Below are 20,861 nucleotides of genomic sequence, written 5' to 3' on the forward strand. Positions count from 1 at the left end.
TCGGCCCCGGACACCAAGCCACACCATAAGCACGAATGTGCCGGGGTGAGCGCGGCGGACGCGAGCGGCCATCTGGGCCTGCTGACCTGTATCGGGGTGCCGGTCAGCCTGCTCGTCACACCGCTCGAGGCCGGTCAGCGTCGCAAACCCGGCATTGTGGTGTCGTTTTCCTGCAGGGAACCACTGGAACCGGGTCGCCCGAGCGTCCACGGTGTCGGCCGCGGGCCATCACCTGGCGCCGACCCCGCCGAGTGGGTGTCGGGTTCGGCAGGTCTGTTCCCGATCAATCCGGTCGACCCATCACGCCCGGTTCCCGAAGCCTGGATCGTATCGCCTTTTCCGTGCGGATCAGTGCCGCCGACCATAGGCTCGGAGGGCCGCCGGGTGATCGTGCCGCCGGCTCGGCGGTGATACCGCGCGGCACCGAATCGCCGGCGGTCGAGGAATCGACGCGCCCGCCCGGCCGGTGAATTATCGGCGGCGTTGACCGTCAGGTCGTAGATGATCCGGATCTCGTCCCCGACGTTCTCGTAACCCCGCGACCGGACGTCGGCAAACGCTTCCGCAATCGCTTCGCCCGGGTTCAGCTGCCCGTCGGCGTGGAAGCTGTATCCGCAGAGCCTGCTCTGCAGCCACTGCTGGTAGCCGGCTTCCGTGGCCGGGCCCAGGTGTTTCGCGATGTAATGGCCCAGCAGCGCATTTGCGATCAGTGTGCGAGCCACCCCATGCCCCGCGAATTCGGCTGCATGCCCGAGCTCGTGCAACACTACCGCTCGCACAGGACGATGCCGGCCGCTATCGGGGTGATAGCCGTTGTCCGCCGCGATAGTCTTGGCACGCCAGAAATTCTCGGCGTTCTCGGCGTAGTTGCGATCCAACACCAGTCGCATGGCGTGGAGGAGCCGGCCCGGACGCCCGTCGGGGTGCTCGAATTCATATCGCCGCGGAATCGCCCTTTCGTCGTAGGCGCGTTCGGCATACCCCAATGAACGAGTGCCGCTCACCTTCTTGGTATCGACGATGGCAATTTCGGGGACGTTGTAGGCCGCCAGATCGTCACGGAACTCGAAGGCGGTCCGCGCGTATTCCCGCAACACGTCCAGGTCCAGGTCCGAATCGAACCCGGTCACCTCGAAATGCCGTCCGGTTTCGGCATACAGCATATTGCGCAGATGGGTCGCGATGTCGTGCCCGGTCGACAGGGCCGCCCACTCGTCATCGATCACCATGGCGGGCATCAATGCCGCGTTCCCGGGTTCGGGCAGGGGCACGGGGTCGGTATCGGTTGCGGCCACGCTGCGCGGCGCCGACCCGTCCCCCGCATCCAGCAGTCCGGCCAGCCCGGTCAGCAGTGCTTCCTCCTGATCGGGCAACTCCGTACTCAGTAGCCCCAGCGTCAGCGCCTTCGACTTGTCCAGTACACCCGTGGACCATTCGAACGCATCCGGCAACATTTCGAGCTGCCATCGCCGGAACTCCGGCCCGTGCTGTGGGCGACCCGTACCGGCGAATGCCTCGCGCAACAATTCGTCCACGGCCGGATGAGCCTGACGGCCACGCGAAATATCCAGCGCTGCAGCGAATGCCAGCACGGCGACCGCGTAGGCCGGCCGAACCGACACCATCTCCGACAGCTCACCCGCGGCCACGGCTCGGTCCACGTGTTCCAGGAAGTAGTCGTCGTACGGATCATCCGGTGTGCCGGTCTTGCCCGATTCCGACCGGAAAACGTCCGGTTTCAGGAAGAACCGGCGATTCACATACAGCGCCAGCACCTGCGGCGGTCCCTGCGCTACCGACGAACCGGCCACCCGCGTACGCCGCGGATCATCGGAGGCGAACGCCGACACCGCCTCACCCTCCCACAGGACAGACGGCTCGATGACCGGAACATCCACGTCCGGGAATCCGGTGAACAGGGTCACCCACGCCCGCGCGAACTCCGCGAGCACCTCTGGTGTCAACCGGGAATCGTCGAACTTCACGACCACATCGTCATGGCCGGGGATGGCACGCAGCGCCGACTGCAACCGGGCACCGATCGCATGGTTGCGCTCCAGCCGCGAGGTCCCCGCATCGATCAGCTCCGACCATTCATCGGAGATCCCCGGCCCGTACCGCTGCGCGGGGGGTACAGACGAGGGACGGCTGCCGATGAGGCCGTCGTCCAGGTTTCCCCGCGACTCCCCGGACCGGGGACCCTTCCCCTTACCGGCATCCGAGGGCTGCGGCTTGTCCGGCCGATCGGAATCGGCGTGATCACCGGAGGTATCCACCGCACCGAGAACCCGTGCCCTGGCGGCATCGAACGCCTCACCGGCGACACCGACCGCTGTGTCGGCTCGGCGACGGCGCTGCAGGAGGGACTCATTGCGCCGGAGCCTGTGTGCGTCCAGCACCGACTCCCACCGGCCGTGCTGCGCGTTGCGGGCCGCGGCCTCGACGAGGAGATCGTGCTGGACCAGGCTCGGTGCTCGGACCTCGGCGTGCGGCCCGAGCACATAGCGGCGGAGGGCTACATCGGCTCCGCCGTCGGCCACCGATTCTTCGGCTATGAACCGACCGGCCTCGTCGAAGCCGTAGGCGGGGATCGCGGTGCGCAGCCAGGCCAGCCAGCGGGCCGACGTCGGTACGCCGCGCTCCTCTGCGAGGTACAGATCGGCCAGGGCTTCGAGGGCGGCCACTTCGCCGTCGTAGCTGCCCGCCACGCCGAGTGCGTGCATGTATTCGTGTGCGGTATAGGCGATGACCGGCCGCAGCAGGAAACTCTCGGGATGCAGACCTGTATCGACCGTGCGCCGGGCCTGCTTGCGAACTTCGCCGGCGCTCTCGGCCCATGTGGTGTCGAAAACGATCGACTCGGTGTAACACCGGACGGCACCGTGCACCGGCAGGGTCCCGGCTTTGGCTTCGTCGTCGATATAGCGGAGGCTTCCGAAACCGACCTCGCGAATATCGGTATTCGGATACGTCCGCATCAGCCAGACCATCGCCCTGGCGACTTCTTTCACCACGTCGGTGTCGAGACGCGGCGAATCGAAACCGAGAACTTTGATGTTCTCGTGTCCCGGGACACCACGCAGGAGTCCCTGTAACGTCTCCCCCACTGCCTCGTTGACCTGCGCGACGGCATCCGGATCACCGAGATCTGCATCGGCGCCGATGCCGGAGAATTCATCTACCAGATCCGCCGGCACCCCGAGCTTCTCGGCATTCGTCGCCTCCCGCAGCTCACCGATCGGTGCGTCCCCGGTGATCGGGCGCTTCTCGATCCCGTCCTGAGCAGCCAGTAATTCGTACAGCCGCCCAGCGGGGCTGTACGCCATGGCACGGCCCTCGGCGAATGCCGCAGCCACCCCGACGGCCACTGTGTACTCCCCGACGAACGGGTGCATCAAGTAGCCTCTGCCGAGCCCCTGCAGGACCCGCCAATCATCGAATGCTTCCCGATGCGGACCGCGCTGTCTCTCGACCGGCCGCGCAGTCTCCGCGAAGTCCTGCTCGAAGGATTCCATCAGCGTCGGCAGCACCAGCTGGTCGGCGTACTTCCAACCCGGAATACCGAAATGCGGCAGCAGATCACGCACCGCCCACAGATATCTCGCGCGTTCTCCGGAATCACCGCGACGCTCCCCCAGCGGGGAGATCGCCATGGGGAAACGCTTGGGTTCGCCTCTCAATCGACCGGTCCGGAGATCCAGGACGATCGACCGCCGACGCGCTGCGGGATAAGAAGAGTCGTACGTCCTGATGTGTCGCGCGAAGTCGTGTCGATCGAGCACGATCAAGCGCTTCGTATGCCCGGGGAAGACTGTGCAGATATCCAGCACCGCCTGCGCATACACCCGCAATTCGCCGATATCCACATCCGCATCGGCCCGATCGAACCCGACCACGCTGTGGTCCTCGCCGCCGGGCAACGCCCGCAACTCCGCCTGCAGAGCGATACCGATATCGGCGATCGTGGTATGCACTACGAACACATCGCGCCGCAGGCCCTCGACCGCCGCCCACTCCGGTCCGGGATCCGCTCCAGCCGCGGCATCGTCACTCGGTCGCCGACCGATCGCGCCGCCGGGCGCGGCGGCGTCGCCGACCGGCTCGGTACTCGGGCGGCTGCCTGTTCCACCGGTGATGTTGCCGTGTTCGACGATGAGGGCGATGAATTCGTCCTGGCTCGTCACCATCGCGAGTAGATCGATATCGTGGGGGAAATCGGGGACCCGGCCGAGGTGGTGGACTCCGACAGCAGCCATGAAGGACCGGATGACCGCGTCGGACCCGGATTTTCGCTGTGGTGCGTGGAACAGTTTGTAGGCGATCTCGGCCCAGGTGGCTGTGGTGAATTCGCCGGGCACGGCGAGCTGGGCGAATGCGTCGGCGAGGATTCGCGTGCGTTCTTCCTGGGCGGACGTTTCGGAGAACACCTGGCCAGGAGCCAGGGCCGGTCCCTCGAAGGGGGGTTTCCCCGTACGTTCCGCGCGGCGCTGCCGGATTTCTTCTGCGAGGTTTTCGGCGGTTTCGCCGCGGATGAGCCTTCGTCCGAGGGCGGTCGTGCCGTCGGTGAGGCGAACGCGGGTTTCGAGGATGTCTCCCGTGACGCCCTCGGCGGTGAATCGCCGCAGGGCCCGGGCACCAGCGGCGGCGAAGGTTCCCTGGGCCCAGGTCGGCAATCCGATCGGCGTTCGCCTCCCCGGAATCCATATCGGGCCTTCACCGTAGCGGGGAATCTCCCCGAGTCTGGTACGGCGGGGCCGGTCGATCGCTTCGGACAAAGCGTCCGGTCCGGCCTCCGAGGCAGTGGTCGTGGTGCGCTGGTCGGTGATCTTCCAGAACTCCCGCTCCCAATCGGCGGGGCCGGGGGGATGCTCGAGCCCACGAAGATCTGCGAGCACGGTGTTGGCCCAGTCGGCCTGGTCCTGGGCGAATTCGGCGAGCCGGTCGAGTTCCGCGGCGGTCTCGGCGGTGTGCGGGCGGGTTTTCCGGTCCAATCTTCCGGGCAACGGGAAGTTTTCGGCCACCGCCTGCGCCGGGCCCGGCTCCGAACCCGGTCGCCGCCCGATCGCACCGGCAGGCCCGGCGGTGGCGACGGCAGGCCGGCCGAGGAAGTGGTGCATCATCACCCGGACGTCGATGGGCAGTGCTTCCGGGTCGGCGACGAATTCGGGGGTGTGCGTCGACCGGTACGACACACCGTCCTCGGGTTCCTCCTGGCCGGTGGCGGGTTCGGACGGGGGACGACTGCCGATGAGACCGTTGCCCGTCACCGGCCCCCGCTGCCCGGAATCATCGCGTGGCATCGGGGCCCGATCCGCCCCGAGTCGCGTCCTGCTCCACGGCGTCGGTGTCCGCCCGGACAGTTCGCTCGCGGTATCGGTGACCGGATTCCGGCGGCTGGGCCGTCGCCCGATCAGCGCCGGTGGCGGATCGAGTTGCGGCGCACGACGGTCGGCGGCCGGGTCGATCAGGGGGGCATGCAGGTTGTGCGTCCACGGCGGATCGTCGACGACGGGACGGCGCTGTTCGCGAAGTGCCTCCTCACCCCGGCCGGTCAGGACCAGCGCCAGATTGTGCAGCGACTCGTTGGGCTGAGCCGCCGCGGGCAGCGCATAGCCCAAATATTGGATGTGGCCGTAGTCGGGACTCATCAGCGTGTCCGGGAAGCACCGTTCGCCCCGTAACCGCACCGCCGTCGGATCGGTCGCCGGGTCGACACCCAGGCCGAGGGGCAGGACACCGACCTGCCGGCCGTGCAGGTCGGGACTGGTCGCACCGAGCGCGGGGATCGGATCGCCGGATTGCGCTATCACCCATCTGTTCCGGCAGCTGCGGTCGGCGGTGGGGTCGTAGCGCCGGCCGCGACCCGGCGAACCCAGCACCACGCCGTGCTCGAAAACGCCGTCCAGCCGGCCGCCCACGGTAGCCTCCGACACCACCACCGACCCATAGCTGTAACCGATCATCGACATCGTGGCAGCCGACGTCGCACGCAGGGCCAAGACATCGCGCGCGAACGCCTGCCCACCGACCGCCGCCAGGGCCGGCGTGGCGGCCCAATGCTCCTTCAGGTTCGCCGGCGCCTCGTATCCGAGCCAGCACACCACCGCGATCGACGCCGAGGGATCGGTTCGCAGCATCTCCTCGTACAGGTTCCGCACCTGCTCCAGGCGGAACAACAGCGTCTGCAGCCGCGTGTTCACGCCGTCCACGTACCAGATCACGTGGTCGGCGTCTTCAGGTGTGCTGTTGCCGATGACGAACGACCCGGATCCGTTGCCGCCGAAAGCTGCCGGGTCCAGCGCGGTCGTGGACACGATCGGTTGCGGAATATCGCGGTGGACGGCGACCGCACGAGTCAGCGCCTCCTCGACAGCATAGAGATTCCGGAAGACCGCCGATCGGTCGCTCTTCCCGATGCCTATCCCGAAGCCTTTGCCGACACCCGCCGTGACAACGTCTGTACGGATGTCCGACCAGGTCCGCCGGCGCTGGTACTCGTTGGCGTAGGTGGCCACCCCGGACGGAATTCCCGGTGCGTTCCCGATGACCTCCGGGTGGGCGGCCACCATGGCGCGCTGGTGTTCGCTGGTCAGGTTCTGCCACCAGTCCCGGTTGCGGCGGGCCAGTTCGGCCGCCCGGATGAAGTCGTCCGGAAGCCCGCGATGAAGCAGGACCGTGGGGTCGGCGGGCCGGCCTTCGTATTCGGCGATTGCCGCCGCGGCGAGCACACGATCCGCCTCGGTCGCGTCCGGGGTCGGCCTGCCGGTGCTCGGATCCCGGGGCAGGATGTCGTCGTAGGGCGACTCTGGGCGGCTGCCCGCTCCGCGCCGCAGGTAGTGCGCGAAACCGACCGGTCGCGCCGACGGGCTGTACAGCGCCAGCAGGTCCGGACGATCGGCCAGAATCGCGCCCAGGTTTCCCAGTGCTTCCGTCGGCACGTGGACGCGCTCGTCGATATAGCTCAAGAATTCATCGGCGAGCGGCTTGCCGAACTCGAACGCCAGCTTGAGATCCGGCAGCATCCGGATGCGTGCGCTGCGCGCCAGGCTGTTCGCCTGACCGAAGTTTCCCAACGGGAACCGGCAGGAGAATTGCGTGCCCGCCCAGGGCACCGGCTCGGCGGGGCTACCCGGCTGAGACGCTGTTCCGAAGTACAGCTTCGTATGCGATTCGAGGTCCGCCGGCCGATCACCGAGCGCGGTGATATTCGATATGCCACAGACGACCACCGAGTCGACGGCCCGGGTAATCGCCTCGTACGACAGTGCCTTCTTCGCCGCGCGACCGCCCTCGCCGTGGACGACCAGTTGGGTCCGTACCACCGGCGCCGGTGCGGGCACGGTGGTCAGCGCCGCCATATCGGCTGCCAGGCGATGGCCGTCGGTCCCGGACCACACCACGACCCGTACCGGCCGATCCGGATTCGCCCGGGCGGCCACCTCGTAATGGTTGGCCGCCAACTGCACACGCTGATCGAGCCGCCGCAGATTCCCGGCCGACCCGTCCACATGCCACGCCTCCGCCACCGGGTCCGCACTACCGATCGAGACGATGGCCGATCCGGCACCCGGGTCCTCGGCATCGAACCATTCGAGCAGCACCGAGGGCGCCGGGACCCCGGGCGTATCCAACGTCACTGCGCGGTTTCTCGCTCTGACCAACAGATCCCGGGCATTGAACACATGGTCCCGCAGGGCCCGATCACGGCGAGACAGCCGATCAGCGGACTCCGCATCCTCGAACCCGGCAATCGCCCTGGCCAGGGCCCACCGATTGGCCTGATCGCGTACCTCTCGCGGAAACCCGCCGGCTCTACCGACGAATTCGGGCCACGCCCGCAACAGGGTCCGCAGCTCGTTGCCGCTCAGATTCTGGACGTGGAGGGCATTCCTGGCCGCGAGGCTCGCCGTGGCACCGGCAACCCGCGCCGAGCGACCCGCACGCCGATTCACCTGCCGGAGTGGTACAAGATCACCGGGATCGGTTCCACTCCCCCAGTGATCCGCCAGAATTTCCTTCGCCCGCCGATACAGGTCGTCATCGGGCTCGACATAAGCCGGCAGTCCCGATCGCGCATCGACCGGTCCCACCGGATCGAGTCCCCGCGACTCACCACTCGACGACTCCTCCGGACGAGGGGCGGAATCGGAGGGTCTGCTCCCGATCCACCCAGGTGACCCGGCATCGTCCCCACCCGGCTCGTTCCGTGTGCGTCCGATCGCTCCGGGGGACCCGATCTCATCGCGTTCGGTCGTCGCTCGCGGTGTGCCGTCGTCATCGGGCGGAGTGAACGGGGCGATCTCGGGGACACGGTGTAGCGGAGGGCGGTCGAATTGTTCGGACAGGGCCGCGAACATCTCGTTCATAGCGCCGTAGCGGGCCCGTGATACAGCTTCGTCGACCAGCGGCAGCCGCAGACCGGCCAACTGCATACCGCGGAGCTGCTCGTACATCGAATGGTGGATCGGTGACAGCTTGGCCAGAATCGCCCCGGCGAAATCCACGGGGCCGACGCCCGCTGGTCGTAGCCACCGGAATGCGGAAGCAAACCGGGCGGCAGTGCCCGAGATCCCGGCCAGCAGCGGGATGCCCTGTTCGACAGCGAGTTCCCGGAACAACCGGCCTTCCTTGTCGAACGTCACCTTCGAGGAACCGGTTCCCCAGGGGAGCGGAACGGCGAACTCACCGGGGTCGAGCGCCAGGGCGGTTTCGGCATCGACCACTCCGGCGTCGCGGTAGACGAAGACATCGGTGACCACTGCATCGCCCGTTTCGTCCCGCATCCGGCGACCGTTGTCGTCATAGGCGTACGTGGCAATGACAAAGCGCACGGGCCTGACGGTATCGGTGATTCCGCTGCCACTGCGGAGCCGATCCTCGAAGCGGAGGCGGTCTTCGAGGATATCCTCGCGGACGAGTCCGTGCTCGTCGCGGCGCAGTTCCCGGCGGGGGTCGAGCCGGCTCTTGCGCAGTGCCACCAGTTCACCGGGTATCACTTGGATTTCCCAGGGTGACAATGGCATTCCCAGCAGCGCCCAGTCCTGGACGGTGATCCCCAGGCGCGCCTGCTGCCGCAGGCCGAACTCGCGCTCCTCCGCACTGCTCCAGGCGCGTTCGGCCACGATGTCGTCGAGATCGGGGGCATCGTGGGCCTGATTCACAATGTCCTTCAGCTCCCCTTCGCCGACATCACGCTGCGGGTCGCCACCGGTGATCCGGTCTCGGACCTCCCGCAGGGCGACATCATCGAGTCCCAGCTCCCGGGCTCTTTCTTCCCAGCTCTGTTGGTTACCGCGTTCGTTCATCAAGCGCGCGAGACCGGCATACAGCATCGGCACGGCGAACTCGGTCCCCTCGAACTCCGGCACCAGATCACCCCGGCGCACGAGGGGGTTGTACAACGCCTGCATCAGCTGTCGGAGGTTTCCGTCCGCCAGCAGCTCATCCAACGACACCGAGCGCGGCACCATCCCGTCCATGACTCGCTCCGGTGCGAGGAATGCACGTTCGATCTGGTCCGCGGTGGCATCCGGGTGCAATGCGGTGAGCACCTCGCGCATGCGGACGATCATCGCCCGCGCCGCCTGCTTGGTCTCCTCCTTGTGATACAGGTACCGCGTCAGCTCGATCTCGTCCCGCAGGCGTCGCACCCGCCAGTTCGGCTCACCGGCATCGGCCCCGGCCTCGATCTCGGCGTCCGCGGACTGCGACTGTCGTGCGGTTGCCGCGGGCTCGCCAGGGGCTGCGTCCTCGGATGGACGGGTACCGACAAGGGCGGGCTCCGCGCCGCGTACGGAGTTCGAAGCGTCGATGCTCGATCCGGGTGGCCGGTCGGGTTGCTGTGGTGTCCGGGCATCGGTCACGGGCGCCGGCGCTTCCTCGACTGCCCGCTCCTGTTCCGGACTCGCTTCCGGCCGCTCGGTCCTGGCTGCGGTGCCGGCGTCGCTGGTGGGCACGAGTTCACCGGCCGCGTCGAAGTCTATGGTCCAGAAGCGGCGGTCGGCCGTGGGCAGCCTGCCGAGGTAGCGCTCTTGCTCACGCTGCCAGGTGGCCAAGGGGACGGCCCGGTTGAGCAGGGCGCGGCGGTCGGCGAGGTGTTCGGGGCCGAAATCGCCTGTGTAGTCGCCGTCCGGCGATGCGGCGAGGTCGACCGCTTTCAGGTTCGGCCGGGCGGGGTCGCTACTGTCGTTGACCAGTACGACGAGATGGTTGTCGGCGTCGGTGCTGCGGCCCTCGGAATTCTTCCACCGGTAGACCAGGACCTGGGCACCTCCGGGGCGTTGGTTCAACGAGGCGACGGCGTCGTCGAGCGAGCGGGACTCTTGCGGTGCGCCGTTGCGGAACGATCGTCGAGTGGTGTCCCAGTCGCGTCCCCGCAAAGCGAGTCCGCCCGGTGGCATGGTGAAGTGGTCGGCTTTGTCGGGGAAGAGCACGCGCATACCGGTGACGCCGTTGTCGACGCACTTGTTGGGGCTGCGGCGGTGGATCGCGGTGATCAGGTCGAGCAGGGCGGTGGTGGCGAGATAGTGCGCGGCCGCTTCGACGACGTCCGCGTCGGGAACGGTTCGGTCGGCGCGGGCGGTTGCCGCTTGGGCTTCCGGGCCGTACTGCCGGTTCGCCGCTCCGCCGGATACCTCGACCATGAGGGCTTCGCCCAGGACGTCGCGGGCCGTGGCAATGCCGACCTCGGCGAGTGCGGGAGACACGTCGGAGGAGAGTCCGGGGCCTCGCTCGGCGGCTGGCCCGGGATCGGCCGCCGCCGTCAGCGCCCGGGCCAGTTCGCGCTGGGCGGCGGTTGCGGCATCGCCGACCTGGCGCAGGCCCTCGGCGCCTTCGACATCCGCAGCATCCCAGCCGAGGGCTGCGGCGAGCTGTGCGCGGCGCGAGGTGAGGCGGTCGAGGGCCTGTTCGTCGGTGAGCAGCGCGTACCGGACGGCTCGGCCGGGTGCGGTGGCGTCGATGTACTGGTGCAGAGCTTCGACCGCTGCGGGTGGGACCGCGGCGCGTTGCAGGAGTTCGCGAAGCGGATCAGCCTGCTCGGCGGTACGAGTTCCGGCGATGCGAGTAGCTTCGTCCGCGGCTGCGCCTGTGTCCCGAACAGCATCGGCGACAGGGGTGGAGCCACGATGTGCGCCGACGGCGTCGGTGGTGTCGGCATGCGTACTGTCGGTGTGGGAATCGTTGTCCCCGCTGATCGCGTCGTCTTCGGGCATGGACGCTGCCGCAGCGGCAAGTGCGGAAGAGGGAACACCGAGCAGCCCGGCCAGCCTGCGCACGCGGTCGGCGGGGGTGTCGGGCCCCGCGCGGTCGGCGTTGTCCGGATGCCACGGTGTGACCGCCTCGAGGAGCGCCTCGGGCTCGGCGATGGGGGCGTAGCGGAGCAGGAACTGCGCGGTCTGCTGATGGTGGGCGCGTTCCTGCAGCCCGGGTACGAGCGAGGCCAGCGCGTCCGCGGACTCGACTACGGCGTGGTGTGTTTCGGAGGTCGGGTCCGCGCGGTGTGCACCGACGGCCTGTTCGTAGGACACCACGGTTTCGCGGACCCCGGTCAGGTGCACGGCGTTGCGGATGATCCCGTCCTGTGGGGACATGAATGCCTGCGCGCTGCCGGGTGCGCCGTTGCGCGCGGTACGGTTCTTGCCCTGCTCGTAGATGTAGGACTGTTCGGGGACCTCTGTCATCCAGACGTGCATGCCGCCCTGGGCGAGCACCTCGTCGGAGGGAGAGATATCGACGCCGCGCTGGCCCTGCCGGTTGATCACCAGGATCTTGCCCTGCGCACCGGCGGCGTCGAAAACGTTCTGCAGCCGAGTTTCCCAGTCCGCACCCCACTTCGCGATCCGGGTGGCGTCGACGGCTTCGATCGCCTCGCGCGGCACACCGGCCCGCACCAGCGCGTTCACCTGCTTTTCCACCAGATCGTTACGGTGGCACAGGATTTCCTGGAACCGGCCGTGGCCGCCGTCCCACATGGTGTGGGCGGATTCGGCGAGAGCGTGGAGTTTGGCCCGGGTGTTCTCGTGCACCTCGGGGGTGCCCTCGACCAGCCGAAGGGGGTTGTAGGGGTCGACGCGGTGCGGTGCGTCGAGGTTGTAAACGGTTTTCAGGACGCCACCGAGGTCGGCGAGGGTGCCCGAGGCGCCCGTGACGTGGTCGAAGAAGCGATCGGTGCCGTAGATCTCGGCGGCAGTGATACTTGTGGCGGAGTCGGTGTCGGCGCGGAGCACGATCCCGTGCTGTTCGGCGCTCATCCCGATCGCCTCGGCGGCGCGGATTTCCTTGGCCTCCACGGCCTGGGCGAGACCGGCCTTGCCCTCCTCGGCGCTCCACCGGGTTTCACTCGAGGTCTTCGGATTGCGCTGCAGGCCGTGTTCGCCCTGATCGATGATGACGATCTTGCCCTGATCCATCACATAGTGGGTCTTGTTGCGGGTGGTGAACTCGGCGGCGGCAGCCATCTCCAGCCGCGAGCGCCCCATGTCCTGCAGCCAGCGCTGCCCGCCCGGTAGCGCCTGCACCTTCTCCACCCCACCAGGGGTGAGACTCGCCTGCCCGTCGTACCAGTAGTCGGCCCCGATCTCGAAGGTTCCGCCGGGCAGTTCGACATCGACTTCTTCGACGAGGCGTTTCAGACCGAAATCTGCATGTGACAACTGCCCCTTCGCCAGCGCGTCGGCCAGAAAATCATGGGCATCGAACACTGCCCGAGCAGTCGGCCGCGCGGCCGCCTCGGACTGGCTCTCCGAACGGATGAACGTCTTCTCGCCGCGGTCGACGACGGCGTCCATCTCATCGATCACCACGCTGCGCGGCGGCGCCTCCCGACCGGAATTGCACAGATGCCCGACCGTCTCGCCAGTGGCCACCACGATCGTGGGGCGACCGGGCTCATGTCCGAACCCGGACTCCTGATCGGCCCGCAGCACATCGATACCGAAGGGCTCGAGCACCCGCCGGTACTCGGTGAACTCACGATGCGCCAGCCCGTCGGCGGTCGTCACCAGCAGCACCGATCCCTCGCTGACCGCCTGCCGCATCGCGTGCAGCATGAACATCAGCGTTTTGCCCTGCCCCGGCAGCATCTCCACCGGTCGCCCGGCCGCCAGCTCGAGCGCACCCTCGAGCTGGGTGTGCCGCACCACCATGCCGCCGGGGATCTGCTCGCTCACGGTCTGGCGCCGGATGATCTCCATCCCCGCGATCAGCGAATCCCGCTCACCCCCGTGGAAGAGCCCCGCGGCCACCGCCTCGTCGGACAGGTTGGACAAGCGCAGTTTCGCCGGAAGGTGCTCGGCCGAGCGGGCATGGAAATCGGCCAGGACCTCCTCGGCGCGCTCGCGCGACGTCGGCCCCTCCGGGACTCGATCGCCGGCCGCCCCCGCCGACTCGGCATCGCCGGCGGGTGCACGGTCACCGGAAGCATCCGACTCACCCGGGACGGCGGGGTCAACGGAAGCGCTTGGCTCACGGATGGTTTCGCCCGAATCGAAGGCCCGACCCACCCGCTCACCGGAGGTGTTCTCCCCACCCGCCGTAGCAAGTTCGCTTCCGACGCCGTCGGTGCCCGCCTGTGCGCTGATGGTGTGTCCGTCGTCGGACGAGCGAACCCGACCGGCATCGGTGCCCATCCCATTCCGGCCGGCATCGGTACCGCCGTCCGCGCCACGCGGCACCGGGCGATCGCCCGCGGCGCCTGCCTCGGCCGCGGGACGGGCCGAGGCAGATTTGGTCGAGGCAGTAGCAGTCGAGGCGTGCGGACGGTTCGCGGCGGTGTCCGTGCCCCTCGGTGGTGGTGCGGTTTCCCCGGCCGCCGACACCGTCCGGGGCGCCTCCCCCGGCATCCGGTCCCCCGCAGGACTGCGCTGAGCACCGTCGACTGCCGGCGTGTCGACCCGGACTGCCGGCATCGCCGTCGCGGGGCGGCCCGGAGCACCTGTGGTCTCGGGGCGTCCCCCGGTCCCGGCAGCATCTGCACCTGCTGCGGCGCCCGATGATTCGACCCGGACGGCCACGGACTCCGGACCAGCTGCCACCGCCGCTTGATTCGGGTGCGCGGCGGCCACCCCCGGTTCGGTTCCCCGCTCATCCGGCGACGCCCAGATCGGGTCGGCCACGGCCTCACGACCCGAAGGGCCCAGGGCGGCTACCGGTTCCGCGCGCGCCGCGGCGGACACCGGCTCCGCGCGCTCCACCACACCAGGAACCGATCCCGCCGGCTGGGCCGCCGCGGACGCGGACGCGGGACGGTCCACCGCGGACGGATCGGTACGACCGGCCGACCCGGGCTTCTCGGCGTGCCCCGGCTCGCCTCCCGGAACCGAATCCGGGGCGGACGTGGTCACGGCAGCCGAGCGCGCCGCGGGCGCACCGGATATGCCGTCTGCCGAGACCGCCGAATCCCGCACCGTCGCCCCGGTCCGATCCCCGGACGTCCACGCCGCTTCCGCGCCCGCCCACTCCGCCCGGGCTTGCTGGGAAATCCCGCGCGCTACCGAAGGTCCCACGTCCCAGGACGAACCGGCGGCCGGGTGAACAAAACCCCCGCTGCCGTCCACCGTCTGCGCAACACCTCCCGGTCTCGGCGTCCCGGCGCGGCCATATACCGCACCGGAGAATCCGCCGTTGACCAGGGTGCCCAGTATTTCTGTGTAATGCTGCGGCCAGCCGGCGACGAGCGCCGTGGCACCCAGACCGGACACCGCACCCGCGGTGCCGTGCACCAGACCCGCCAGCATCGGGCTGGAGCCCACCGCCGGGAAGATTGTGTGCGCGTGCCGGGCCGCCAACATACCGCCCGCCGCACCGGCCGCACCGGCAAAGCCGGCCAATCCGATCGACCTCAGGTCGATCCCGGTCGGGTTGGTACCGTCCGCGCCCATCAGGAGCGGGTCGCGATGCCCGGCCGCCACCTGCAGCCCCTGCACACCGGCATCCACCCCGGCGGTGAACCCCGCCGCCTGGGCTACCGCCACCACCGCGAACCGCCCCGGGCCTACCTTCGGCATCCGCGCCGCAGTATTCGCCGCGATCCGCTCATACGTCTGTTTCCACGCCGCCCGCATGGCGGCGACCCGCGCCCGCCCGGCCAGCAGACTGGCCTGCGCCGAGGGCGCCGCCGCCACCACCCCGGCCGGACCGGACGCCGACGCCGCCACCATCATCCCGACGAGGCGCACCGCAAGATCGATCGCGAAGACGAACATCACACACAGATGTTTCTCCGCCTCATTGGCGGCCGCATCGACCTGATCGGCCAGCGCCACAGCCTGCTCACTCAGCTTGCCCGCGCCGTCCTGCTGCTGATCCAACGCATCGCGGAACCCGTCACCGAACCTGCCGATAGAATGCTCCTGCGCGAGAATGTTTTTCACGTCCTCGGCATGTTCGCCCAGCGCGGCGGCATCGGTGCGCAGTTCCTCGGCCATCCACCGCATCTGCGAGATATCCGTATTCGGCAGCATCCCCCCGAACACCACCATCTCGATCGGCAACCGCACGAAATCCGGTAGCCCCTCGAACTCATCCCGCAGCGCCACCACGGGATTCAGCAATGTCGACTCGAACACCCGCGCCACCTAGTCCCGCTGATGTGCGGCGTCTACCAACAGCGCATGCAGCGTCTGCGCCGGCGCACTCGCCTCGCCGCCCCGCAGTACGACCTCGGCGAATCCCGCACGAATGGCCAGCTGCACGTCGAATCGGCCTGCGTCGTCCGTCGCGCCGGCCAATTCGGCACGCCACTGGCGATATCCGCGTACCAGCTCGGCCAGCGTCGTGTAGCGGCCCTCGACCGCTCTCATGTAGTCGGCCACCAGCGCCCGCCGCGCACCGGCCCCGGCGGCGCCGCCACCGGCGCTGTCCAGCGCCGGACCGAGAGCACGAACGGTCTCCGCGTAGATCCCCGCACCACCGGATCCTGCTGCCGGATCATCCAGCACGGCGGGGGCCGTGCCATCCGGTTCCCGGGCGGCAATCGCTGCCGGTTCCCCATCTACAGCACCACCCGATTCCCCGACAGCAGTGCCACCCGATTGCTCGCGAGGGGCGTCCTCCGGTTGTGCTCGAGCAGAATCACTCGATCGCGCGTCGGCGGTGTCGTCGAGCACGCCGCCGGTGTTGTCCGGTTGCGCAGCGGCGATATCGCTCGACGCCGCGGTAACCGGGCCGCCCGGTGTGCACGCCGCACGGCGGTCGAGGATGATCGACCGGATCGTCGCCGATATTCGCCGTTCCTGCCGCCACTGCACCGGCTCCGCATCGTCGCCCAGCTCGGCCACGGCGACGCGATCGACAACGATCATCGGATAGTCCGTCAGCACTCGGTCGACGGCCGCGGCGAACTCCCGCACCGGCTGCTCCGCCAGGTCCGGCAGATCGAACCCGGCGACCTCGACACCGTGCGACCGCACGAGCATCTGCGCCAGCCAGGCCGACACGGGCGAACGATCGAGGTTCTCCGTAGGTCGCTCGTTGGCGGGACGGCGGCCGTTGCCACGCGGCGGCTGGGATCCCGGCGGGGGCGAACCGTTTTGCGGATTCGCCCCGACCGGCGGCTGCCGGCCCGGCATATTCGGCGAACGTTCGCTCCAGGGGCTTCCGCCGGAACCGAGACGCGTCGGACGGGCGGACTCCGCACGGGGTCCGGTGTCGACTCGGTTGGGTCCGGCCGGCGCCGGGTTCCGCGGCGCCGGGAGACCGGTCGCCCCGGGAGCCGATACCCAGCGGGATGGGTTGCTACGACTCGGTGCGTTCACGGGGCCGGTTCCACGCGGCTGCGCCAAGATAGGGGAGGCCTGGGTACCGGGGGCCTGGGTAGCGGGGGCCGACGGCCTGTCACTCCGCGGCGGCACTCGAGCGGCAGGGGAATTCGACACCCCGGTCGGTGCTGTCTCCGGTGGCGCGGCACCGATACCGGGCTCCGTCCACGACGGGGTCGCCGATTCCGCCGGCGCTCGGCGGTCCGGAGCCGCCTGGGGCTCGGTCACCGTCCGGGGCAGGGAAGGCTCGGTATCGCGAGCCGACGCGAAACGCGTCTCGTCGCCGGGGCCGGGCGTCTGCGTTATGCGCCGACCGGACTCCCGATCGTCCATCGCGAATCGGTCAGCGGCACTGCGGATCGCCGCGGCGGTATCGCGCAAGCCGTCCGCCATGGCCTGCTGACCGGCCAGCAACTGCTCGGCATTGGGGGTGAAGTCCTTCGCGAACGCGTCGCCCATATAGTCGTCACCCCAGCACCCGTGGGCGAAGTCCAGTGAATCACGCAGGTCGGCGCAGGCACGGCCGACCTGCGCGCCGAGTTCGGCCAGCCGGGCAGACTGCCGCAGCAGTTCACCCGGATCCAGCTCGATTTCGCCGGCCATACCGCTACTCGCCCGAATCCGCCGGACCGGCCCGGCGCCGCCGGAATCGTTCCTCGACCCGCGGCGCGAATACCGCCCACGGCACCGACGAGGTCGAACGCTCCACCACGGCATCCGGGGCGACATAGAACACCGCACGGTCCAAGGCGATGTCACCGTCCGGCGCCGGCGCCCGCACCACCCACACCATGCCGACACGCTCGGCCCGCAGCGTCGATAGCGGATAGCCGGTCGTATCGTGGCCATGCCGTCGAATGTGCTGCCGCACCGTTCCGATAGCGGTCTCCGCCGAGATCGCAGCGCCCGCGGCCGCGGCGGCGCGTTCCTCTCCCGGCCCGGCACTCTCGGCCCCGTGACGAGTGGTCGCCTCCGCACCGGTGGCATCCTTGTCCCGAACATCCTCCGCCGCTGGTGCTTCCGGCTCGGCCCGGGGATTCCCATCACCATCGGCAGCCTCCAGCCCCGCCATGGTGAACTGGAGCAGGGCGCCGTCGAGATCGACCCGATCCGCGGATCCGAAGGCCCGCTCGACGACGGCCCGGGTCACCGACCGGTCTTGCCCGGCGAGGACCAGTTCCTCGGCCCCGGCGGCCCCGGCGCCGGCCACACTGCCGATGACCCCGGCCACCGCCTCCACCGTCCACACCGCCGGAATCGCCGGTACGCACTGCGGGACCGGGTCGGATTCGCCGCGATGCCAGCGCCCATCGTGCCACCAATAACAGAATGTCAGCAGCCCGGTCGCAGCCCGTGGGTTGAGTACCGGGTCGGCCACCCATTTCGGTGCGCCGGCGAAGAGATTCGGCATTTCGGCGCCGAAATTGTAGACGGCGTCGAGCATCGGCGCCTCCCACACACCACCCGAGAGCACCGCCCGATCGTGGGGCAGCAGAGTCAGTGTCGAACCACTGCGCCCCGCTCCCTCGAACACACCGACCGACGGCCCCACCCGTGGCCCCAGCTCCAGCCCGGCCGCCACGAAGGCAGCGGACAACACCACCCACCGCGCCCAAAGCACCGCGAGGTCGGGCAATTCGCCGCCCACCGCAGCCGCGCGCACGCCGGTGCCGCGGTCATTCTCTACGGCCGCCGCCGCTCGCTCCGGTGTCCGGGCCGGTCCGGCGCCGCGCCGGAGGTAGGCCGCCAGCCACACCGGCAGCCGCTGCCGCGGGTACCGTTCCAGATCGGTTAGATAGGCTTCAGGGGCGAACAGCTGCTCCCCTGGGAACGGTTCCGCACCGTCGTCGCGGTGGGTCTCGACGTCCTCCCCGTCCAGTCGCACCAGCAACCGCCACCACGGCCCGTCGCCGGATTCGGCCGATACCGCCCGATGCTGCCGCACCGCATCCCACACCGTCTCCGGCACAGCACACCGCACCGGCCCCGCATCCGTATCGGCCAGCAGGACCGCAGACCGGCACACGACGGTCATTGCGAACCACGCCTCGAGCCGCCGCCAGCCGACGGGAGCAAAGGCCGGCAGTCCTCGCGCGATCGCGTCGACCATGCCCGCGAGCTCCGCGCCGTGTCGGGACATCTCGCCCCCCAATCTGACACACTCCCATTTATCGATATTCCGGACCCGGAGGGCGTCTCACCGATGAGTCGGCTCACACGTCGAACGCGGATCAGCAGGACACTCCACATTCTCGGCACAGTCGTCGATTTACGAAACAAGTCGGCGCGAATCACAATACTGAAGCGGTTCATATCCAGCAACGAATACGTTGAGCATCGTTAAAACTTTGTGCTCCCACGACATTTCGACAGCATTCTCTTGTCACCAGTGCACAGGCCGCATCCTCGGGGTCGCATCGACCGCCGCCCGCCGCTGTGACCACGGCGGGGCCCTCGCCGCACGCCCACTCCGGGTCTCACACCGGGCCCGGATAACCCCTTGTTCACGCGCCGGTAGCTGCGATTCCGGTCAATCTGTCCAGGCTCGGATGGCCGGCCACGGAGTACAGACAAGAGTGTGGCGACCTCCCCCACCTGGGTGCGGCGTGCGGAAAACGCCCGGCTCTATCGTGATTCGACCGCTGAAATTCCCCACTTCCGTTGATCGAGCCGCTATTCAGCGGTATGTCCAGCAGGTCGGCGCTACCCAGAAGGGGCTTCGCCATTCGCCTACCCCCAGTTGACGGAATCTTCGATCCTTCATCCGGTTGGACATCGGAGCACCCCGATCGGTTCCATCGTTCAGCGGGATTATTCTCATCCCCCTCCGCCATCCCGTTCGAAGAAGGCCTTCACCGCATATTCGACGTCGGCGAACGCTTGACCGACCGCGCCGAAGAGAGTGGCGGCACCCACGGTGCTGGCCCACCGCAGCGGCGCGTGCCTGCTGGTGCTTCGTAAAGGCGGATCCACGGGCAGCGACGTCACGACCGGATAGCCGCAATGGTTCCCGCCAGCTCGACCACCCGTCGATCCGACTCGCCGTAGCGCGACTCCATGTGTCCGCGCAACCGCTCCAGACGGTCGAGTGCCTCCACTTTCCCACCGAGGTGGAGAACGCATTCGGCGAGCCTGCGCTGGCAGACCATGACCTGGTCGTCGTGGGGCCGAGCTCAGAGGTCAAGTCCTCGATGCGCGCGCCCGGATACCGCGCTTCCTGATACTGCGTGGGCGTGCCACCTGCAGGCGCAGGACCGAAATGCAGCTGCGAAGCCGACGGCCATCCACCCCCTACCGGCAACTGATCCGAGCGAACGAACAAGTTGTGCGGAGCCTCACGACTGTAGTCGCGGTAGTACGCCGCAGGCTTTCCGATCGGCCGAGGCGTTCTGGAGCGAGGAGCGATCGACGGCGGCGACCAGCTCAGGTGCGGCACCAGAGGATGCCAACGTCGGGTTGCCGAACTGGTCCAACAACGTCAGATCCGTTTCCCGCACGCTTCGGACAGGTCCGATCACCGGGGGTTTGTCGGTCGAGAACACCGCGGCCAACCGGCTCAACCACCCTCGACCGGCTCGACGTAGACCACATCGGCTCAGCCATCGACGACCGCGACCAATGCGTGGCATCACGCGGAGTCTGCTCCAGGGTCAACGCCAGCACCTGCTCCACCCGGTCCAGCAGGATCGACGGCGGCCGGCCCGGCCGGGGCTCGTCGGCGAGCCCGGCCAAGCCGTGTTCGATGAACCATTTACGCCACTTCGCCACGGTCATCGGCGTGACACCTACTGCTGCCGCCACATGCGCGTTCGCTGCACCCGGCTCCGCACACGCCAGCACGATCCGGCACCGCAACGCATACGTTTGCGTCGATGTCGCCGACCGCGCACCCCGCACCAACTCCCGACGCTGCGCCTCGGTCACCACCAACTCCGGACCCGATCTCGGCCGCCCCGTCCTCGCCACCGACGAATCCTACGACTAGCCAACGGATTTCAGGCGCGGAACACTAGGCCGCGTTTCATAAGCCCGATGGTGTGGGATGGAACCCGTTGTCCGGGTTGAGAAGTTGGTGATGTGGCGAGGTCTCCGGTAGTTGGTTGA

General features: G+C 68.6%; 5 protein-coding genes and 1 pseudogene. 1 reads left to right on the forward strand and 5 read right to left on the reverse strand.

What is annotated here, in order from left to right; genetic code table 11:
- Window positions 1-134: 134 nt before the first annotated feature.
- The 5 genes and pseudogenes from AB0H42_RS30820 to AB0H42_RS30840 form a co-directional block, all read right to left on the reverse strand.
- The gene (locus AB0H42_RS30820; RefSeq protein WP_357062477.1) at window positions 135-15,566 is read right to left on the reverse strand and encodes a hypothetical protein; all 15,432 of its coding nucleotides are present in this window, start codon (window positions 15,564-15,566) and stop codon (window positions 135-137) included.
- A 9-nt stretch (window positions 15,567-15,575) separates the two neighbouring features.
- On the reverse strand, window positions 15,576-17,360 hold the full coding sequence (locus AB0H42_RS30825; protein WP_357062479.1) for a hypothetical protein: 1,785 nt from the start codon (window positions 17,358-17,360) through the stop codon (window positions 15,576-15,578).
- Between the two features lie 4 nt (window positions 17,361-17,364).
- A complete protein-coding gene (locus tag AB0H42_RS30830; RefSeq protein ID WP_357062481.1) occupies window positions 17,365-18,867 on the reverse strand; it encodes a hypothetical protein in 1,503 nt (500 codons plus the stop codon).
- Between the two features lie 1,225 nt (window positions 18,868-20,092).
- Window positions 20,093-20,386 (reverse strand): DUF3048 domain-containing protein, encoded by a 294-nt coding sequence (locus AB0H42_RS30835; protein WP_357062483.1) that lies wholly within the window; start codon window positions 20,384-20,386, stop codon window positions 20,093-20,095.
- 25 nt (window positions 20,387-20,411) lie between these two features.
- Window positions 20,412-20,558, reverse strand: a pseudogene (locus AB0H42_RS30840) (helix-turn-helix domain-containing protein); the annotation flags it as partial.
- On the opposite strand from AB0H42_RS30840, the gene AB0H42_RS30845 reads away from it, so the two are divergent.
- Entirely contained in the window at window positions 20,500-20,742 is a 243-nt protein-coding gene (locus tag AB0H42_RS30845) for a hypothetical protein (RefSeq protein ID WP_357062485.1), read from the forward strand. The pseudogene AB0H42_RS30840 and the gene AB0H42_RS30845 overlap by 59 nt on opposite strands.
- Window positions 20,743-20,861: the final 119 nt, after the last annotated feature.

This window comes from Nocardia sp. NPDC050799, from assembly GCF_040654015.1.
Lineage (GTDB): Bacteria > Actinomycetota > Actinomycetes > Mycobacteriales > Mycobacteriaceae > Nocardia.